This is a genomic window from Paenibacillus sp. FSL R7-0652 (assembly GCF_038595045.1).
GTDB lineage: Bacteria > Bacillota > Bacilli > Paenibacillales > Paenibacillaceae > Paenibacillus.
Map to the genome: position 1 here is coordinate 1588200 of NZ_CP152001.1, position 19399 is coordinate 1607598.

At 50.3% G+C, this 19399-nt stretch carries 19 protein-coding genes and 1 riboswitch; of the genes, 16 read left to right on the forward strand and 3 right to left on the reverse strand.

The window, feature by feature from the left end; translation table 11 throughout:
* Window positions 1–72 precede the first annotated feature (72 nt).
* Genes MKY97_RS07025 through MKY97_RS07035 form a run of 3 tightly spaced genes read left to right on the forward strand, consistent with a single transcriptional unit; the run spans window position 73 to window position 1937 of the window.
* Window positions 73–447 (forward strand): GntR family transcriptional regulator, encoded by a 375-nt coding sequence (locus MKY97_RS07025; RefSeq protein ID WP_342554753.1) that lies wholly within the window; start codon window positions 73–75, stop codon window positions 445–447.
* Between the two features lie 4 nt (window positions 448–451).
* Window positions 452–1318 (forward strand): ABC transporter ATP-binding protein, encoded by an 867-nt coding sequence (locus tag MKY97_RS07030; RefSeq protein ID WP_342554754.1) that lies wholly within the window; start codon window positions 452–454, stop codon window positions 1316–1318.
* Entirely contained in the window at window positions 1311–1937 is a 627-nt protein-coding gene (locus MKY97_RS07035) for an ABC-2 transporter permease (protein ID WP_342554755.1), read from the forward strand. Before MKY97_RS07030 ends, MKY97_RS07035 begins: the two co-directional genes overlap by 8 nt.
* 447 nt (window positions 1938–2384) lie before the next feature.
* Here MKY97_RS07035 and MKY97_RS07040 read toward each other — a convergent pair whose 3' ends face one another.
* On the reverse strand, window positions 2385–3791 hold the full coding sequence (locus tag MKY97_RS07040; protein WP_342556270.1) for a PLP-dependent aminotransferase family protein: 1407 nt from the start codon (window positions 3789–3791) through the stop codon (window positions 2385–2387).
* A gap of 135 nt (window positions 3792–3926) precedes the next feature.
* Here MKY97_RS07040 and MKY97_RS07045 point away from each other — a divergent pair, with 135 nt between their 5' ends.
* Entirely contained in the window at window positions 3927–4850 is a 924-nt protein-coding gene (locus tag MKY97_RS07045; RefSeq protein ID WP_342554756.1) for an EamA family transporter, read from the forward strand.
* A 66-nt stretch (window positions 4851–4916) separates the two neighbouring features.
* Complete coding sequence (locus MKY97_RS07050) at window positions 4917–5099, forward strand: hypothetical protein (protein ID WP_342554757.1); 183 nt, start codon at window positions 4917–4919, stop codon at window positions 5097–5099.
* A 72-nt stretch (window positions 5100–5171) separates the two neighbouring features.
* On the opposite strand, the gene MKY97_RS07055 is transcribed toward MKY97_RS07050, so the two are convergent.
* Both MKY97_RS07055 and MKY97_RS07060 read right to left on the reverse strand, forming a co-directional pair.
* Entirely contained in the window at window positions 5172–5975 is an 804-nt protein-coding gene (locus MKY97_RS07055; protein ID WP_342554758.1) for a Cof-type HAD-IIB family hydrolase, read from the reverse strand.
* Between the two features lie 422 nt (window positions 5976–6397).
* Window positions 6398–7402 carry a lipoate--protein ligase gene (locus MKY97_RS07060; RefSeq protein ID WP_342554759.1) on the reverse strand — a complete coding sequence of 335 codons (1005 nt, stop codon included), beginning with the start codon at window positions 7400–7402 and terminating at the stop codon, window positions 6398–6400.
* A 262-nt stretch (window positions 7403–7664) separates the two neighbouring features.
* On the opposite strand from MKY97_RS07060, the gene cobD reads away from it, so the two are divergent.
* The 11 genes from cobD to MKY97_RS07115 all read left to right on the forward strand — a co-directional run bounded on the left by cobD (window position 7665) and on the right by MKY97_RS07115 (window position 19363).
* A complete protein-coding gene (gene cobD, locus MKY97_RS07065) occupies window positions 7665–8855 on the forward strand; it encodes a threonine-phosphate decarboxylase CobD (RefSeq protein ID WP_342554760.1) in 1191 nt (396 codons plus the stop codon).
* Window positions 8852–9637: an adenosylcobinamide amidohydrolase gene (locus MKY97_RS07070; RefSeq protein WP_342554761.1), complete on the forward strand. Its 786-nt coding sequence runs from the start codon at window positions 8852–8854 to the stop codon at window positions 9635–9637. Before cobD ends, MKY97_RS07070 begins: the two co-directional genes overlap by 4 nt.
* 44 nt (window positions 9638–9681) lie before the next feature.
* Window positions 9682–10659 (forward strand): adenosylcobinamide-phosphate synthase CbiB, encoded by a 978-nt coding sequence (gene cbiB / locus MKY97_RS07075; RefSeq protein WP_342556271.1) that lies wholly within the window; start codon window positions 9682–9684, stop codon window positions 10657–10659.
* Window positions 10653–11366, forward strand: a complete 714-nt coding sequence (locus MKY97_RS07080; RefSeq protein ID WP_342554762.1) for a histidine phosphatase family protein — start codon at window positions 10653–10655, stop codon at window positions 11364–11366. Before cbiB ends, MKY97_RS07080 begins: the two co-directional genes overlap by 7 nt.
* A 178-nt stretch (window positions 11367–11544) precedes the next feature.
* Window positions 11545–11674, forward strand: a riboswitch (cobalamin riboswitch).
* A gap of 452 nt (window positions 11675–12126) precedes the next feature.
* Window positions 12127–13122, forward strand: coding sequence for an ABC transporter substrate-binding protein (locus MKY97_RS07085; protein ID WP_342554763.1), 996 nt, complete (start codon window positions 12127–12129; stop codon window positions 13120–13122).
* Window positions 13119–14165, forward strand: a complete 1047-nt coding sequence (locus MKY97_RS07090; RefSeq protein ID WP_342554764.1) for an iron ABC transporter permease — start codon at window positions 13119–13121, stop codon at window positions 14163–14165. Before MKY97_RS07085 ends, MKY97_RS07090 begins: the two co-directional genes overlap by 4 nt.
* On the forward strand, window positions 14162–15076 hold the full coding sequence (locus tag MKY97_RS07095) for an ABC transporter ATP-binding protein (RefSeq protein WP_342554765.1): 915 nt from the start codon (window positions 14162–14164) through the stop codon (window positions 15074–15076). Before MKY97_RS07090 ends, MKY97_RS07095 begins: the two co-directional genes overlap by 4 nt.
* Before the next feature lie 45 nt (window positions 15077–15121).
* Window positions 15122–16255, forward strand: a complete 1134-nt coding sequence (gene cobT / locus MKY97_RS07100) for a nicotinate-nucleotide--dimethylbenzimidazole phosphoribosyltransferase (RefSeq protein ID WP_342554766.1) — start codon at window positions 15122–15124, stop codon at window positions 16253–16255.
* Window positions 16252–16812 carry a bifunctional adenosylcobinamide kinase/adenosylcobinamide-phosphate guanylyltransferase gene (cobU, locus tag MKY97_RS07105; protein ID WP_342554767.1) on the forward strand — a complete coding sequence of 187 codons (561 nt, stop codon included), beginning with the start codon at window positions 16252–16254 and terminating at the stop codon, window positions 16810–16812. Before cobT ends, cobU begins: the two co-directional genes overlap by 4 nt.
* On the forward strand, window positions 16809–17708 hold the full coding sequence (gene cobS / locus MKY97_RS07110; RefSeq protein ID WP_342554768.1) for an adenosylcobinamide-GDP ribazoletransferase: 900 nt from the start codon (window positions 16809–16811) through the stop codon (window positions 17706–17708). The genes cobU and cobS overlap by 4 nt, the downstream gene beginning before the upstream one ends.
* A 101-nt stretch (window positions 17709–17809) precedes the next feature.
* Window positions 17810–19363, forward strand: coding sequence for a cobyric acid synthase (locus MKY97_RS07115; protein ID WP_342556272.1), 1554 nt, complete (start codon window positions 17810–17812; stop codon window positions 19361–19363).
* The last annotated feature ends 36 nt before the right edge of the window (window positions 19364–19399 follow it).

Here is a 19399-nt window from a genome sequence, read left to right on the forward strand (position 1 = left end):
ATAGTGTATATATTATATATATACACTATGCCTGGTTGATTATATCATACAGCGGCAGTGAGGTGAATGAACGTGAATATACGGATATCCAATGCATCAAGCGACCCCATCTATATCCAGATTTTATCCCAGATCCGTCAGCATATTTTGAACGGAAAACTTGCAGCAGGAGATAGTCTGCCTTCGATCCGTCAGCTTGCGAAGGATTTGCAAGTCAGCGTTATTACAACGAAACGTGTATACGAAGAGCTGGAGAAAGAGCAGCTGATTGATTCCGTTGTTGGCAAGGGAAGCTTCGTATCCGGAGCAAATCAGGAATTTATCCGGGAGAGGCGAATGAAACAATTGGAAGCCAAGATGCTTGAAGTCATTCAGGAGAGCAGGGAACTGGGCATTAAATCGCAGGATTTGATCCATCATCTTACTTTGTTACTGGAGGAGGAATAAACAGATGAATGCTATAGAATTGCGTAATGTTTCAAAAGCCTACCCTTTATTCAAGGTGGATAATATATCGATGGATGTGAAGCAGGGATATATCACAGGACTTATCGGTCCGAACGGGGCTGGAAAGAGCACGCTGATTAAAATGATTACGGGACTCATTCATCCCGATCAGGGAACTTTACGGACCCTGGGGAGTGATAGAGTCAGCAGTGATGCGTTTGTCAAACAGCGGCTCGGTATTGTGTCCGATGAATGCTTCTATTATGAGCATCTGACGATTCGGGAGATGGCACGTCTGGTTGCTCCATTTTACAGCCGCTGGGATCATGCCTTGTTCAAGAGTTATTTGGAGCAGTTCGAATTGTCCCCGAAAAAGAAAATTAGGGATTTATCCAAAGGAATGAAGATCAAATTTTCGCTTGCGGCAGCTTTGTCACATAATGCTGATCTGCTTGTCATGGATGAACCGACATCCGGGCTTGATCCGGTTTTTCGGAGGGAGCTGCTTGATCTGCTGGCTGGCATCATTCAGGACGAGACCAAATCAATCATTTTCTCGACACACATTACGACAGATCTAGAGCGTATCTCGGACTATATCGCGTTTGTCAACCGGGGCAGGCTCATTTTCAATGAAACCAAAGACGATGTGCTGGAACGCTACACTATTGTCAAAGGAGATCTGGAGCTGCTGGATGCCGATACCCGGCGTCAATTCGTTGGCATTCGTGAAACATCGATTGGCTTTGAGGCATTGTCGGATAACAAAGCAGAAGCACAGCGCTTGTTTGGTAACGAGGCTCTTTTGCATAGACCCGCTTTGGAAGACCTCATTTATTTTACAGTAAAAGGGGGAAGTAAGCATGCTTAATCTGCTTCGCAAAGACTTTATCGCGCTGAGAGGTGCTTTGTGGATTCTTGCTGTGTATATTGTTGTTTTCAGTTGGGCTTTTATCCCGCAGATGGAATGGTCCATGTATATCGTTGGGATATATACGGCTTTTGGTTCAACTGTGCTTATTACGATGATTGACATCACCAACCACAACCATAACTTTCTAGTCACGCTTCCGGTCAGCCGCAAACAGATCGTGCAGGCCAAATTTCTGTCTTCCATTCTCACTGCCCTGTGCGGAGTTCTTGTTTCCTACGGAATTCACAAGCTGATTAATTTGAATTATCCTGAACTGAACAAACCCAATCATTCCCCATTGGACATCCTCATTTCGATGGGTATAGTACTTGTGCTGGTGTCCGTTTACATGCCGCTTTTCTATGCACTTAGCAAAAAAGGGGCAATGATCATCAATATTATTTTTTTGGTCTGTCTGGTTATTCTGGCTCAGCCTGCTGCATTTATTTTCAAGGTGGTTGGTAAAGAAGGGCTGATTACAGCACCAGTCATTATAGGGATTTCCACTGCTGTTATAGGAATGTTTTTCTTATCGTATATGGTTACGATCCGCCTGTTCGAGAGAAAGGATCTATAGGCAGATCGGATTCATGGATGCATGGACTCATGAACTCGTGGACTTGATGTTCCTGCGGGTTTTTAACCGCTAACGATTCCAGAAGACTCTATTTGATGCATTTCAAGCGATTTGAAAATGTAACGATTCCAGGAGACGCTATTTCAGCATTTTGGACAAAAAATGAGCGTAAATCGCACTGTTTGGTTAAAATAGCGTCACTGAGAATCGTTAGACTTCTCAGATGGAGAAAAACGCCTGCATAAGGTTTCTGGTGATCGTTAGCGCTCCAAACCATTAGGTCCAGCAGCCAGCAATCAGGGAAATGGTACTGCTTCGCTTTCCGAGCCTGCGGTTCCCGAAATCTTGTTCGAGCCTCTGGCAGTGCTCTGCGCCTTTATCAGAACTCCGCGGCATTGCCAGCACTCCGCGCCTTTATCAGCGCTCGGAGCTGCTGCCTATTCGTTTTTACTTTTTCTCCGCTATTGTGATTAATCTGTGCATGCCTTCCCGAATCTGCTGTTCCCGCGCATAGGAGAAGGAGAGACGGATTTTGCGGCTCCCCGAATCGTGGGAAGGATCAAATACGGTTCCTGGCACGAAAGCAACGGACTTCTCCATGCTTTGGTGCAGCAGTCTGCCTGTATCAATCCCTTCTGGCAGCTCGGCCCAGATGTTCAAACCACCTTCGGGACGTGTCCAAGTCCAGTTCGTTTCCAGCAGACACTGCTCCATCACTTCCATTCGAAGCTGAATCGCAGTTCGTAATTTGGACAGATGCTGCTGCATGCGTTCCGATTGAAAGTAACGAAGAAACAGCTTCTGATTCAGCAGCGGTGATCCGTTGTCGGTCAGAGCCTTGATCGCCTGCAGCCCTGCCATGAGGTGTGGACGGCACATAATGGCTGCGATTCGCAACCCGGGAACTACGTATTTGCTGTAGCTGCGGATGTACAACGTATGCCCGGAAGTATCGTAAGTGAAAATGGGTGCGGGAGGTTTCTCTTTAAAATAAATATCATAGGTGCTGTCATCCTCCACCAGATAACAGCCATATTGTTCAGCCATTTCCGGCAGCAGTTTGCGCTGCTCCACAGAAATGCTGAGTCCCGTTGGATTTTGAAACGTCGGTGTCATATAAAAGAGGCGAGGTTTCTCCGTTTTCATCAGATGCTCAATCTGCTCCAGATCGTAACCCTCCGGGTGGATATCGGTAAAGACAAGCTTTGCCCCTTGTTTACGAAAAATTTCCATGGCAGGGCCATAAGTCGGCCGCTCAATCAACACCCGATCCCCAGGCTTGACCAGTGCACGAGCGATGACATCAATCGCCTGCTGCGCACCGGAAGTAATCAGCACCTCATCAGCCGAGAGATAGAAACGTTCCTTCGTCGTCAGGTGATCTGCGAGACTGCTGCGCAGCTCCAGATCACCTTGGATCGTCGAATAGGTGCCCAGCAGGCGAGGATACTGATCCAGCAAGTCACGCATCAGCTCCCCCCAATATCGGTTGGGCAGCAGGGAAGGGTCGATCAAGGATTTGGAGAACTGATACTCAGCTTCCAGCGATTGGACGCGATCCAGCGTATCCCAATGAAGCCAGGCAGATACGGACGGGTCATCGGCCTGATCTGCATCCGCTATTGGTTTGGCAGGACTGACATAATAACCGGATTTATCTTTGACATAAACAATGCCGCGCTGCTTTAACTCTTGATACGCTTTGAATACTGTAAGCCGATGTACGCCGAGCAGTTCGGACAGGCTTCGCACCGAAGGCAGTTTTTCCTGTTCAGCCCATTCACCTGCCTCGATCCGCACAATGAGATAATGGATGACCTGCTCGTACCGTTTCATGCTGTTATCTGTCATCATTAACGTTTTGCCCACCCGATTCACGCTCCTTTTGAACTCCATTGTAACAGCTAAAGCGGAGGAACTGTTCTGTTTTGTTCATTCTGTTCTATAGACCATGAGCTATGATGGAGAACAGATAAAGGAGTGGTTAACATGGTGGGGATTGCATTTACCGTAATGTGTCTTGTTTTCGGGACAACGTTTCTGGCGATTAAGGTTGGAGTTGAGGCAGGCATGCCGCCTTTCCTCTCAGCGGGACTGCGGTTTGTGATAGCAGGAGCATTGATGTTTACATGGATGAGGATGAAGGGGCATGTGAAAATGTCCTTGTTGTGGCGCAAAGAAATGCTGATTACCGGAGCAGGTCTGACCTTCGGCACGTTTGCCACGTTATATTGGGCTGAACAGCATGTCAGCTCTGGCGTGGGTGCCATCCTATCGGCTACAGGCCCGCTGATGATTATGCTCATGCAGACAGCGCTACTGCGGCAGAAAACATCGGCTCGCATGCTTGTTGGCTGCCTGATTGGTTTTACAGGCGTTGTGCTTGTTGTTTTGCCAGGCGTATCGCTGGGAGCAGGGTCTTTATTTTTGTGGGGATGCATCGCTGTGTTGATAGGGGAAGTATGTTATTCGGCAGGTACGCTTTATTCCAAAAAAGTCATTCATCAATTCAGTTCGATGAGTCCTGTTGCGATTAATGCGGTGCAGATGATGTATGGCGGCGTGTTGTTATTTATCCTGTCAGCGTTGACGGAGTCGTGGAACATGTCGGCACTCGATGTACTGCCTGCGGTATCATCTGTGATATATCTGACCGTAATCGGTTCGATGGTCGGGCACAGTCTGTTCTACTGGATCATGTCGCGCACAAATCCATTGTTCCCGGCAACGTGGCTGTACATCTCTCCACCGATCGCGGTTGGGCTTGGGGCAGTTGTTTACGGAGAGCATGTCAGCTGGATTACCTGGGTTGGTGTAGTGCTGGTGATCTCTGGCCTGCTGGCTATGAATGATAAGGTGAGCAGCTGGTTGAAGAAAGGGAAACGTACGAAGGTGATTGTGCAAGGCTCCTAGAATATACCGGGAGAATCTCCTCTATAGTATGATAGTAAGAGTTGTTACTTTGAGGAGTCGTGTGAAATGATGAAAAAAGTTTTCCTGAATTTCTTAGCCAGTGTGATTCTTTCTATCCTGGTATTCATTCTTGTTTTATTTTTCGTTCATATATCCGATTCAACGAATATTATGGTTTCGGTTGCTATTACTGTGTCGTTACAGATTTCTTTTTTAACCGCAGTATTGCTGGCCAAAAATAAAAAATAAAACTACAAACAAAACCCGGAACCACAATTGATCGTGGTATCCGGGCTGTTTTTTTGATTCACAGCGTATTGTTTACTCTGCGTTCAGTACAAATTTCTCGATAACCTCTTTGACGCCGTCTTCGTTGTTGCTCGCCGTAATGTAGTCTGCCAGATCTTTCAGCGCAGGGATGGCGTTACCCATCGCTACACCAAGACCCGCCACTTCCAGCATCTCATGATCGTTCCAGGAGTCACCGATGGCAATGCACTCGCTAAGCTCGTGACCGAAATGCTCAGCCAGGAACGTCAGGGCGTGGCCTTTCGTACCTTCCTTATGCATAATTTCGAGGAAGTACGGCTTGGATTTGGTAATGTGCACTTCTGGTCCAAGCAGCTCACGAAGCTCTACAGCCACTTGATCCAGATAGTCCGGCTCGTCGATGATCAGCAGTTTAGGTGTTGGTTGTTCGATGACTTTGATGAAGTCAGACTCGATGTAATATTGCGTGCCGTTCAGCTTGGCATAGTCAAGCAGTTTCTGGTTTTCTTCACGAGCATACAGCTTGTCGTCGATGTACGTTTGCAGGTGCAGATTTTTCTCCAGACAGTAGTCAAACAGTTTGCGGGAAGCCTCCTGCGGTACATAGCGCTCATAAAGCACTTTTTCATCAAGCAGGTTTTTCACCAAAGCGCCCTGATACGTAATGATCGGTACGTTCAGCTTGGTTTGACGTGCAAGTGCCTGCGCGGAGGCATAAGCGCGTCCTGTAGCAAGGGTAACAACAACTCCATGGGCTACCGCTTGTTCCAGAGCTGTTTGTGTAGCCGGTGTAACTTCCTTGTTGTCGTTAATCAGAGTGTCATCGATGTCGATGGCAATGAGTTTGTAAGTCATGTGATGTTTCTCTCCTTTTTTTATCTGCTTCTATATCATTGAACGAAATAAATAGATTACACGAGTCACTCCAAATGTAGATTCATCTTATGATCGCTCTAATCATCACCGGATTTTTATTAGAACTTAAAAGTTGAACCACCGGTGATTTACGCGGTCACTCCGAAGACAGAATAACCTTCCGATCGCTGTTATCCCCCGATTTTTTGATTCCCTTTTGTTAAAGGGGAAAATCCGGTGATAAGCGTATGCTTCCGATGCAGCTTTCTTGCAGAAAGCTTTCAGGCGAACGCTTTGCTTCTCCGGTTTTTTTCTGTCTTCTCCGTTATTGTGTAAACGAATAGTTCTGCCTTTTCCGTTAAATGTGTAATCGAAAATTCGTTCAAACCATCTATACCCATCTAAATGTCATATTTTCTTTGTTATTCTTCCAGGAAAACAAGGCCGATAAAGTCTTCCAGCTCCAGGTTGCCAAAGTAATGCTTCACATTCAGACCTTCCAGTGCTGAACGCACTTCAGTCTCATCGTAACGCTTGCCGCGCAGCATGTCCTCGATATCTGCCACATCACCAACACCGAAGAAATCGCCGAAAATTTTAATATCTTCGATGCGTCCATCCTTGATGTTCATGCGCAGATCAATGATGCCGACCGGGAATTTGCGGGTGTGCTTCACATTGCTTTCTGGTGACAGACCGTAGTTCCAGTCCCAGTTGTTATAACGCTCGGCCGAGATTTCCTTGATTTTGTCCCAGTCCTTCTCGGTCAGCTTGTACTGAGGAACGTCCTGCGGCTCCATGCGGAAAATATGACGCAGCAGCTCATCACGGAACTCTTCAATCGTCAGATTGGTGTCAATCAGATCACGAATGTTGGCAACCCGGCTGCGTACCGACTTGGTGCTCTTGGATTTGAATTTCTCGGGATTGACGTTCAAGGATGCCTGAACATGCTCCAGATTCAGATCAAACATCAGCGTGCCGTGACTGAACATGCGTCCGCGGGTAGCAAATTGGGCGTTGCCCGAAATTTTCTTTTCGCCGACTTGCAGATCATTGCGTCCGGTCAACTCGGCATTGACGCCAAGTTCGTGCAGCGCTTCAACCACAGGCTGGGTGAACTTGCGGAAGTTATGGAAGGATTGACCGTCATCCGCAGTGATGAAACTGAAGTTCAGGTTGCCCAGATCGTGATACACTGCGCCGCCCCCGGAAAGACGGCGTACCACCTGCACACCGTTATCCTGAACGTATTCGATATTAATTTCTTCAATCGTATTTTGGTGCTTGCCAATGATGATGGACGGACGGTTGATGTAAAACAGCAGGTAGCTGTCATCCTCCATCGGCAGATGCTTCAGAATGTATTCCTCAATCGCGAGGTTTACAGAAGGATCTGTAATGCCCTGGTTGTCTACAAACAGCATGGTCATTCCTCCATTAATGTATGTGAGAGGCGCGAAGCCCCTTATGTAGTGATGCTTGTATCCATGAATCAGAAAACCGAAGTTCCTGAAATTCCTCTTCTATTGTAAACGAATTGTCGTTGGGACACAAAGAAAACACGTGATGCCCTTTATTTTGAAGCCTCCCTTTCCAGGTATATGATATTGAAAAGTAATACAGCATTGACCCGTCCCTCATGTGCCATCCATAATAAAAAGAACAGACAGAGAGGATGACGGAAGAATGACCGGTTATATCGAAGTATTCGGACATGGCGGAGATGTGGAGACGGCTGCTTCGCGATTTGGAGGCAGTGCGGCAGATTTCCTCGATTACAGCGCCAATATTAACCCGCTAGGACCGCCTAGAGAGGTGCTCGAAGCACTGCAGCAAGGTCTGCACTCCGTGCTTCGTTATCCTGATCCGGGCCATCGGGCATTCAAAGCACTGTTGAGTGAGCGTTTGGGGGTAACGAAGAAGCAGATTTCCGTAGCCAATGGAGCTGCCGAAAGCATGGCTCTGATTCTGCTGGCACTTGCTCCACGCAGAGTAGGAACGGTGGAACCGGGCTTTTCGGAGTACAGCACTTTGGCGCGGCAATTCGGTGCGGAGGTCATCCATGCAGCAGGCCGGGAAGAATTGAATTGGCAGGCGAGAACCGAAGATATCGAACAGTTGATGGAGAAGGTAGACCTGCTTTTCCTTGGACAGCCGAACAATCCAAACGGTGTGCAGTATCCGGTGGAAGTGCTTCACAGACTTGCCCGCAAAGCTGAAGAGAAGGATACGGTACTCGTTATTGACGAAGCCTTTATTGATTTTATTCCAGTTTCCCGGCGGCAGTCTCTTGCTCCGCATCTGGATAAATACCCGAATGTGATTATTATCCGCTCCATGACCAAGTTCTACGCTATTCCCGGACTGCGACTCGGATATGCCTTGGGGAGTGCAGCATACATACAGGCGATGACGGAGAAACAGGTGACTTGGAGTGTGAATGGACTGGCATTAATTGCAGGAGAAGCCTGCCTGCGCAGCGGCGAACGTTTTGAACAGGAAACGATATCGCATATTACGCGTGAACGGGCACGATTAATTACATCGCTGGAGATGTATGGGTGCAGCGTAACGCCGGGTGAGGCAAATTTTATTCTGGCGCGTGTGCCAGAACCATGGACGGCGGCTTCCATCCAGGAAGCATTGGGGAAGCGAGGCATTTTGATTCGCAGCTGTGCCATGTATCCGGGGCTTGGTGCAGGACATGTACGCTTCGCGGTCAAAGGTGCCCAGGCCAATGACAGACTGCTTGACGTGTTGGGAAGTGTGCTTGAGCGGAGCAAGGATCAGGACGCGTGTCTGGCATCTTCTGATCAGGCAGGTCAGCAGAGCCATAAGCAGCATTCCGAAAAAGGAAAGGGAGGAAAGCGGTCATGACACTCCCGTTTTATAACTATTTTACACATGGAAAAATAGGCGAGAACGTCTATGTATCCTCTTCCTGGCCTGGGCTGCACATCTCTGCGCATGAACGGCATATCAAAGCACAGATTCCGCATTCTGCTTCTGCACTGTCCAGCGCAGTATATGGCGGCGGGATGCTTGAATTGAATCGCGTCTTTAACATTTATGTGGACAAACACTACCGCTGTGATGATCCACCCCGTGATATCGCTCAGGCGCTGCGTGAATGGCAGGAACAGGCCGATCAATGTGCCGGATTATTAACAGCTGTTAGGCTGGAGCATACCTCCATTCAGGAATTTACGAGTTCGGAATTCGGGCTGCTGTGCTGTACAACTGCCGGAGTATCGAATGCTGCACGTGCAGGTTCGGAGAGAACTGTTTTTGATATCCATGGGCAAACCCAAAACAGAGCTCCATATATCCCTGGCACAATTAATATCATGCTCTGGTTCAACGGCCGGATGACTTCGGGAGCAATGGTCAATGCGGTTCAGACGGCAGTGGAGGCCAAAGCTGCAGCGCTTGCGGATGCAGGCATTGCCGATTCGGAGAACGGACTGCCTGCCACAGGTACAACAACGGATGCCATTGTGCTTGCTGTTCGTCAGAACGGGGACGATATCCAGCCGCTTCACACTTACGCGGGTACAGCAACGGCTTTGGGGGCGGTCATCGGCAGACTGGTGTATGACACAGTGACCGAAAGTCTTCAGGCTGGACTGCAGTGGAAAGAGAGGGTAGGACGGCAATGACATTGGAATTGGAACATCTATGGGCTTCCTCGTTCTGGATTGGCATGGGGGGGGCTTGGGTTATCATTCTGGCGTATATACTAGACCGATGCATTGGAGACCCGCGCTGGATTCCGCATCCGGTTATCGGTATGGGGAAAGCCATCTCGGCTCTGGAGCGTGTAATTCGATTACGTGTGAACACAGATGCAGGTCTGAAAAAAGCCGGAATCTTGTTCCCGATCTTGATTGCAGGTGGTTCTTTTGCCGTCACCTGGGGTCTTTTGCTGCTGCTTGGTAAGATTCATCCCCTTTTAGCGGCTGCAGCCGAAATCGTTCTGATCGCCACCACGATTGCTTCCAAAGGTTTAAGAGACGCAGGAATGGAAGTATATCGTCATCTGAAACAGCAGGATTGGCCTGCCGCACGGCGTTCCCTGAGCATGATTGTTGGACGTGATACCGCACATCTGGACGAGCCCGAGGTGGTCCGGGGAACGGTGGAGACGGTCGCGGAAAATATTGTTGATGCCATCGTGTCCCCTCTGTTCTATGCGCTCATTGGCGGCGCTCCGCTGGCTATGGCTTACCGGGCTGTCAATACGCTGGACTCCATGGTTGGTTATAAAAACGAAAAATATCTGCATCTTGGCTGGGCCTCTGCCCGTCTGGATGATTGGGCAAACTGGATTCCTGCGCGCGTAACCGCCGCACTGTTAATTGTAGGCGCACGGGTGCTCAGGCTGGATGCCCGAGGTGCAGCACGCATGGTTGCCCGTGATGCGAGGCTGCATCCCAGTCCCAATAGCGGTTTTCCCGAATCGGCAGTGGCCGGAGCACTTGGCATTCGGCTGGGCGGACATAACGTGTATCACGGTATTGCCTCGTTTCGTGCTTATATGGGCGAGGCTGCGCGGCCGATGGAGGCCGAAGATATTGTACGAACGACAAGGCTAATGTTTTGGTCAGCTGGCGCTTTTGTGGGCCTTTGTTTCTTAGCAACCATGGGTGTGTGGTTAATAGGAGGTGCGCTATTGTGGTAATTAAAGAAGGGCAGGAGCAAAGTGATCCAGACTCTAGTGAATCAGAACAGAATGGATCGCAGCACGGTGAGTTAGAACAGTTTGGATCAAAACAGTCTTCGTCAAAGCGGAGCATTGTACTGATCCGTCATGGAACAACCCAGTGGAATGTGGAAAAAAGATACCTGGGGCATACCGACATTGGTCTGCTGCCGGGTGCTCAAGAAGAGCTGGCTCTGCTAAGCCGGCAGTGCCGCAATCTTACATGGGACGCCGTATACTGCAGTGACCTTCTTCGCTGTCGTCAGACCTTGGCGTACACCGCGCCTCAGGCTGCTGCACAGGCAAAGTTGGATGCGCGCCTGCGCGAGAATGATTTTGGACAATGGGAAGGTTTGACCTACGAGCAGCTGCAGCATAATCCGCTCTACCGGCGCTGGATCGATCAACCGCAGGAGGTTGCGCCGCCTGAAGGGGAAGCATGGCCGTCATTCGCGGGACGAATAGATTCTTTTCTGCATGAACATATCTGGTCAGGCCGGACTTCACATAGAACATTGATTGTGACACATGGCGGAGTCATCCGTTACATGCTGTCCCGTCTTATTGAAGGTGTTGGATTCTGGGATACACATGTGATCCCGGGACAGGCGATTCAGGTATACATTGAAAAGCAGGGGAACCGCTGGCTTGGCAGCCGTGTGAATTTTCCGTCTATCGGCTTGTAAGGCGGTGCAATATACCCTATAATCACAACAGAAGTGTGACTCGGTACGAGCATATTGGTGTGATAGGCTGCAAGGCCTGAGCTGATGTGATTCGTGCGGAGCTAACTGCATCTATCGGTCACATGGATTAACCATCATTAACGACCAAGGGTCCCGCGTGTGAAGCAGATGTTCATGATGAGCAAAGACAAGTCATGATGTGCACAAGGGTAAATGGGGAAGCTGGTGTAAATCCAGCACGGTCCCGCCACTGTGAAACAGGAGCCATCCTGTAAGTCAGATTACCAGCCCTGGACGTACAAGCCGGTGTTCCTTCGAGGAAAGGACAACGTTTCGGGCCATTCTGTGCGTGAGCGCTTCCTGCTGCACATATACAGACTGCCATATGCGAGACGTCATCCCTGATCCTTATGTGAGGATTAGGGATTTTTCTTGTTGTACACGATGTGATGAAAAATAGTATGTTACACGGGGCCACTCCGAGTGCAGTACCATTTTCCGATTGTTATTATCCCTAGATTTTTTTGATTCCCTTATTCAAAGGGAAAAATCCGGTGATAGGCGTATGCTTTCGATGCAGCTTTCTTACAGAAAGCTGCAGGCGAGCACTTCGTTTCTCCAAATTGGTTCTGCACTCTCCGTTAAACGTGTACACATCTTCATTTTCGTTTCATCGGAACACACCAAGATGGGGTAGAGCATTAAGATTGAGGTATTATGTAACAACAATAGTACAGATAGAGAAGGGGAGTTTAAATTAATGATTAAGAACTGGAAAGCACTCACGTCACTGTTGAGCGCAGCGATGCTGGCACTGGCGCTCGCCGGATGCGGTAATGCAGCAACCAAAGAAGGAGCGGGCAGCACACAGCAGCCTGCACAAGAGCAGTCACAGGAACAAACGCAAACCGATTTGAAAACACAATATCCGCTGACGGTTACCGATGCAACAGGTGAGTCTTTTACTTTTGAAAAGGCACCATCCAAAATTGTCTCGGTATCTCCGGCTGAAACGGAGTCATTGTTTGCGCTTGGCCTGGACGAGCAGATTATAGGGGTATCGGATTACGATGACTACCCGGAAGCGGCGAAAGCAAAAGCGAAAATGGGCGGGATTAACAAACCCAATGAAGAGTCGGTTATTGCCGCTGATGCGGATATCGTATTCGGAGGTATTTCGTTGAGTGAAGATGCAGTGAAAAAGCTGCGTGATTTGGGGATCACCATTTTCAAAACCGATCCTAAATCCATCGACGATGTAATGAACAATATCGAAACGTTTGGTAAAATTACAGATCATCAGGAGCAGGCTCAGAAACTGATCACACAGATGAAGCAGGATGTAACGAACGTAACAGAAGCGGTCAAAGCCGTGAAGCCGGAAGAGAAAAAGAAAGTATATGTTGAGTTCTCTCCAGGCTGGACCGTAGGTAAAGGTGAGTTCATGGATGAACTGATCACGACAGCTGGAGGCACCAATATTGCTGCGGACAAAGAGAGCTGGTATCAGATTAACGAGGAAAATGTAATCGCCGCTAATCCGGATGTTATTCTATACGCAAACGATGTAATTGACGAAAACTCCAAAACGCTGGATCAGATTATCAAATCGCGCAGCGGCTGGGATCAAATCACAGCCGTAAAAAACAATAATGTGGTCGGATTGGATGCCAACTTGCTGAGCCGTCCGGGCCCACGTGTAACTCAAGGATTAAAAGAAGTAGCCAAAGCGATCTATCCTGATCTGTTCAAATGAGCAAAAAGCTGATCCTGTACGGAACGATAGGTATAGGGCTGCTGATGCTTACCGTGCTCATCTGCACGGGCATTGGTTCGGTGGCGCTGCCCATCCGGGACATTGCCGGTATTCTCATTCACAAAATGCCGTGGGTGGGCGACTGGATCACACCTGATTGGAGCAGGGCTGCCGAACAGATTATCTGGAAGGTGCGCTTTCCACGTGTGCTGCTTGCGGTGCTCGTTGGAGCTTCGCTGGCCATTGCAGGCGCGGGCTTTCAAGGAGTGCTGCGCAATCCGCTGGCAGATCCTTTTACACTAGGGGTATCCTCAGGAGCTTCGGTGGGGGCGGCTTTCCTGATTTTCTTCGGACTGCAGTATGCCCTGATCGGAATCTGGACGCTGCCGCTGGTTGCTTTTCTGACCGGGGCCATGACGCTGTGGTTCGTCATGACGCTGGCTCGTGAAGGACGCAAAATACCGACACACAGCCTGATTCTGGCAGGTGTTGTTATGCAGAGCTTTCTGGGTGCGGTCGTTTCCTTCCTGTCGACCATGTCCAAGCAGACAATCAATGAAATTATATACTGGACGATGGGAAGTCTGGCACTGCGCGGGTGGTCGTATACGGCCATCCTTTTCCCGTATTTCCTGCTGGGTCTGATCTTTCTGTGGAGCCGTGCACGTTCCCTAAATGTACTGGCGCTGGGTGAACGTCAGGCGGCACATATCGGGGTTGGCGTGGACAGACTCAAGCTGTCTGTACTTGCTGTGGGTACGCTGCTCACAGCCGGGGCAGTCTCCGTCTCCGGCGTCATTGGCTTCGTTGGACTGGTCATTCCGCATATGCTTCGGCTGCTGGTAGGGCCGGACTACCGACTGCTGGTGCCGCTATCTGCAATTGGCGGTGCGATCTTTATGGTATGGGCGGACACGATTGCCCGCTCTCTGCTGGCACCAACCGAGATACCGTTGGGTGTCGTGACGGCTTTTGTAGGTGCTCCGTTCTTCGCTTATCTGCTGCACCGGAACAAGAAGCTGCGGAAGGGGATGGTCCCGTGAGTAAAGGGTGGAAGCACAATCAACAAGGCCAACAACCGTCTCCGGGGTTGTTGTCTCAATCGGATTTAAGCAGTAATGCACAGCGTGCTTTAACCGGGGATAACGGAAAGACTGTCGGTAAAACAAAAACATGGGTATCGGTTACAGGTGCTGGCAAAAAGTACGGTGATCATCGGGCCTTACATGATGTAGACTGGCAGATTAAAGAAGGAGAATGGTGGGGAGTTGTCGGCCCGAACGGAAGCGGAAAGTCGACACTGCTCCAGCTTATAGCTGGAACGGAATCGCTAAGTGAAGGTCAGATCCGTATTGACGGCCAAGATATCACTTCGTACAGCCGCAAGGATCTGTCACGTATGATCGCGGTTCTGCAGCAGGATGGTCTGCCGGCAATTTCCTATTCTGTGCGTGATGTCGTAGAGATGGGGCGATACCCCTACCAGAACTGGCTGGGCAGGGAATCGGCAGATGGGGCCCGAGTTGTGGACCGGGTGCTTGAAGAACTGGGACTGATGGAACTAGCGGAGCGGCCGCTGGATTCCCTAAGCGGTGGGCAGAGGCAGCGGGTAGCGCTGGCCAAGGTTATGGCACAAGAGCCGCGTCTGCTGCTGCTGGACGAACCCACCACATTTCTGGACATCAAATATCAATTACAATTCATGGAGTTATTAGCTGCATGGCGGCAGAAGAGCTGTATTACCATTGCTGCCGTACTGCATGATCTAAATCTGGCTGCCTTGTTCTGCGATCAGATTCTGGCTTTGAGAGAAGGCGAAATAGCAGGGATGGGTGCTCCTCGAAGCTTGATGACGGGGGAGCAGATAGAAGAGATTTTTCGCGTTAAACCTGCGATGGTGTCCCATCCGGATCATGCCGTACCTCAACTGCTGCTGCGGCGGGATACGCTTTAAATAAGGCAGGAGAACCTCTATTTTAAAAAAGGAAGTGCTCGTTGTATGAAGAATGAACAGGTGTTGGGACAGCTATTGAACAAAATTGCACCTCCTGACCAAAACATTGCAGCGGAAACGTCTGCTCATGTAGATGTGCTGACGAAACCGCCAGGCAGTCTTGGCAAACTGGAGGACCTTGTCATTCGACTGGCGGGTATGACAGGCAGTGTGCGTCCGCGCTTTGATCGCAGAGCGGTTGTCGTGATGGCTGCGGATCACGGTGTGGTGGCAGAAGGGATAAGTGCTTTTCCAGCCGAAGTTACTCCTCAGATGGTCATGAACTTTCTGGCGGGAGGCGCTGCCGTTAATGTGCTTGCACGTCACGCCAGAGCAGAAGTCATCTGTGTCGATATTGGTGTAAATGCTGACCTTGAACACGCAGACCTGCTCTCTCGCAAAATTCGTAAAGGCACTGCCAATATGGCCCAAGAGGCAGCAATGACCCGGGATGAGGCGATTCAGGCCATTCTTGCAGGCGTGGATGTGGTTGCGGAAGAGGTGGCAAAAGGCACACAGCTGTTTGTGACTGGAGAGATGGGAATTGGCAATACCACTGCGAGCGCTGCAGTGATGAGTGCGCTCACAGGGACTGAACCCGCTGCTGCTGTAGGGAGAGGGACAGGGTTGGATGATGCGGGAGTGCTGCGCAAAGCTGCCGTTATAAGTCAGGCTCTGAGCATAAACACACCAAATCCTGATGATGCATTGGATGTACTCTGTAAAGTGGGCGGATTGGAGATTGCCGGACTTACCGGCGTTATTCTTGCATCAGCGGCACACCGCTGTCCGGTTGTAGTGGATGGTTTCATCTCTACGGCTGCAGCGCTGATTGCGAGACAGCTTGCTCCTCTGAGCACGGCATACATGATCGCGTCGCACACTTCACATGAGAATGGGCATGCGGCACTGCTGCGTGAACTGGAACTGAAACCGATGCTGGACCTGGACATGCGTCTTGGAGAGGGAACTGGCGGCGTGCTCAGCCTGCATCTGATTGATGCCGCATGCCTTCTTCTGAATGAGATGGCTACCTTCACCAGCGCAGGGGTTTCGGATGGAGCAAATCAGGCTTCAGCAGCTGCTGCCGATCCGGCTGTTTCATCGGCGTCATCCGTGCTGGGAGATGGCTCCCGATGAGTGTATTGGTCACAGGAGGGGCCCGCAGCGGTAAAAGTTCGTTTGCCGAGCGTCTCTGCATGCAGCGTTCCTCAGAGGCATGGTATGTAGCAACAGCTCAGGCGTATGATGACGAAATGCGTGAACGTATTGCTATGCATCAGCAGCAGCGTGAAGACTCCGGTTATCTCTGGCGTACGATGGAGGAGCCGCTGGCCCTGCCTGCGCTCATTAACCGCATGGGTGAAGGACATACCGGTACTTCTGCACCTACGATACTGGTGGACTGTCTGACACTATGGCTGACGAATATTCTGTTAGCACACGAGCAGGACGATAGCCATGTGCTGCAGGGTCATCTGGATGCGCTGGTTGAAGCGATTCGAACGTATCCAGGTCTGCTTGTGCTGGTTACCAATGAAGTGGGTGACGGGATTGTGCCAGAATACAAATTGGGCCGGGTTTATCGTGATTTGGCAGGTGTACTTAATCAGCGAATTGCGGCAATCTGCCGTGAAGTATTTCTTGTAACGGTGGGCATCGCAATCGAATTAAAGAGCAAGGAGTATCGCTTATGAAGGAAGGCACAGGACGCTCAGATGTTCCGCAGCAGCAATATGCCGCCGCTGCCGCTTTTCAATTTCTCTCACGTTTTCCTGTGAAAATGCAGCTTGATTTTGCACCACCGCTGCTGCGCGAAAGTGTAGTGTACTACCCGCTGGTGGGCGCTGCAATCGGTCTATGCGTCTGGCTTGCAGCGGCGCTGAGCGGTTTGCTTCTTCCCGCCTTCCCGGCAGCCGTTCTCGCCTTAACGGTGTGGGTCTGGCTTACCGGGGGACTGCATCTTGACGGATGGATGGATACGGCAGACGGGCTGCTCAGTTATCGAAGCCGTGAGCGAATGCTGGAGATTATGAAGGACAGCCGGGTTGGCGCTATGGGTGTCATTGCCTGTGTGCTGCTGCTTATGATGAAGGCCGCATTGATCGCGGACTTTATTGCGCGCGGCAGCTGGTATTACGGCGCACTGCTGCTGCTGCCCATGATTTGGAGCCGATGGTTCATGGTTTATGCCATGTCGGCTTGGCCCAATGCACGCGGGGATGACGGACTGGCCGTTCTGTTCAAAGGGCTTGGCGAGCGGAGAGAAGTGCAGCGTGCACGAAGCGCTGCTGCCGGACTTTCGCTGATTGCAGGGGTCTTGACGATTGCTGCCGTATGGATGTTCAAGCCCGATACGGCTATTGCCGATGCTGCGATCAGCGGGTTTGGATCACTGCCATGGTGGCTGTATCCCGTAACATCGGTGATTCTAGTGCCTGTGGCGTGTTATTACATCGGGCGTTTCGTGGCGGTACGAATTAGTGCAAGGCTCGGAGGCCTCACCGGAGATACATATGGTGCGATGAATGAACTGCTGGAAGCTGCCCTGTTGACGGTGTTAAGCGTACTTCAAGGACTCTTCTGGCTCTAGTTGTGATTCATTAAGCATTCTTGTTATGCAGCAGGTTAATCGCACGAAAGACAGGGGGAGCAGGCGTGAAAGATCAGGGGAAACAACCAGCAGCTGTACTTATGCTGCAGGGAACGGCTTCCGATGTTGGTAAAAGTGTAATCACAACGGCGCTTTGCCGGATTTTCAAGCAGGATGGATTTCAACCTGCCCCGTTCAAATCACAGAACATGGCCCTGAATTCCTATGTCACCGAAGACGGCAAGGAGATCGGCCGGGCGCAGGGGGCGCAGGCTGAAGCCTGCGGTATAGAAGCAACAACCGATATGAATCCAATCTTAATCAAACCCGTACGGGATATGCATTCACAGATTGTGGTGCATGGCGTACCTTTTGCCCAGATGAGTGCTTCGGATTATCGTCAGCACTTCCTGCCTGAAGCAAAGCAGACGGTCATGGATGCCTTGAACCGTTTGCGTGATACATATGACATCATACTAATGGAGGGAGCAGGCAGTCCGGCCGAGATTAATCTGAAGGATAGGGACATCGTCAACATGAATCTGGCAGGCTGGGCCGATGCACCGGTTATTCTGATCTCTGACATTGACCGCGGGGGTGTATTTGCTTCCATCGTAGGTACGCTGGAACTATTGGAACCCCATGAAGCGGCGCGTGTTAAGGGATTTATTGTCAACAAGTTCAGAGGAGACCTATCTCTGCTGCAGCCGGGTCTGGACTGGCTTGAAGAGCGGACGGGCATTCCTGTCCTGGGTGTGCTGCCATACATAAGAGATATTCAGATCGAGGCAGAGGATTCGGTAGTGCTGGACTCCCTGCGTCATGGCAAAAGGGAACAGAGCGAACTGGATATCGCGGTAATCCGTTACCCGCGCATCTCCAATTTTACGGATTTCGATGCGCTATCCCGTGAACCGGACGTAAATGTGCGCTACGTAACCTCGCCGGAGGAACTGGGCAGCCCGGATGTTGTTATTTTACCAGGCACGAAGGATACCATCGGCGACCTGAATTTCGTGCGGGAATCCGGATTGGAACAAGCGATTGCTTATCAGGCAGAACGCCAGCATGTGCAGCTTGTGGGCATATGCGGCGGATATCAGATGCTGGGCGAGCATTTGACTGATCCCTACGCTGTCGAGGCTGATCAGGCTCAGGAAGCGGTAGGCCTGGACAGGCTGCCGTTATCAACAACCTTTCTTCAGCATAAACATACGGTCAGGGCCTCCGGTTATGTACACTCCAATCATCCTATCCGGTTATATAAAGGGAAGCTGGACGGGGGATTATCCGTACCTGTTAACGGATACGAAATTCATATGGGTGTGACGGAATGCCGTGAACCGGAACAGGTTACAGCCTTGTTTGAGATATCCCACGCGGGTGGACAAACTTTTCTAGAGGGCTGGGGCACAGCAGACGGCAAAGTGTGGGGAACGTATCTGCACGGCTTGTTTGAGAGCGATCAATTCCGCCGTTCCTGGCTGAACGGTTTACGTGAAGCCAAAGGGCTTGCACCGCTGGAGGAGACGTACAGTGCTCAGGCGCGCAAAGACATGGAATTTGATCGGGTTGCTGCTTCGCTTCGTTCGTCACTGGACATGAAGAGAGTGTATGAGATCATGGGCATGAAGCAGCCAGACCAAGTGGACTAAGGTAATGATTGCAGCAGTATAGTGATAGAGCAAGTG